Below are 649 nucleotides of genomic sequence, written 5' to 3'. Positions count from 1 at the left end.
TACCACAAGCGTGGCACCATGGAGAATTATATCAAGGAAGCGAAGAACGGTTTCCATTTCGACAAGACGGATAGCTCAAGCTTCTTGGAAAATCATGCACGGATGATGGTAAGCCTGTTGGCTTACAACCTGGTCAACTTCATGAAGACCATATGTCTACCTGAAAAGGAAGCGACATTCCAAGTCGACATATTGCGGCTCCGCCTGTTCAAGGTCGCGGGTAAATTAGTCCGCAGTGGCCGTAGATTGCTTTTACGGATGAGCTCCTCCCATGTCTATCAAGACTTGTTTTATCAGTTACTGGACAAAATCCAGCAACTCAGTTGGCAAGTGTAAAATAGCAATCAGCTTTTAAAAAGACATGGAATCACTAAGGGATTCGTGCGCCCAAAAACAGCTCCAGATTCCCTATCTTCGTTAAAAAAACAAAAGGAAATCTGTTTTCGCAAGTACAAACCGGTTGAAAAAAGAAAATTCAACTCAAATCGATGTATAAACGTTATTTTCCCAAAAAAATTAGATCTATGAATTATTCAGGAATATTTTTACAAAATAAAACATTTAATACTAACCCTGAATAATTCATAGTTTTTCTAATATGCTCTCTAAACCTTGTCCCGTCCTTGTTTTTCATATTGTTATCCGACAC

General features: G+C 39.0%; 1 protein-coding gene. It reads left to right on the top strand.

Translation table 11 applies throughout. The features are described 5' to 3' along the window. Positions 1-336 (top strand): transposase (locus tag PVE40_RS12895; RefSeq protein WP_274732321.1); only part of this gene is annotated, 336 nt, incomplete at its 5' end. Positions 337-649 lie beyond the last annotated feature (313 nt).

The organism is Jeotgalibaca caeni, assembly GCF_028863945.1.
Classification (GTDB): Bacteria; Bacillota; Bacilli; order Lactobacillales; family Aerococcaceae; genus Jeotgalibaca; species Jeotgalibaca caeni.
Note: the sequence above shows the minus strand (reverse complement) of the source record. Positions and strands in the feature narration are given on the sequence as shown.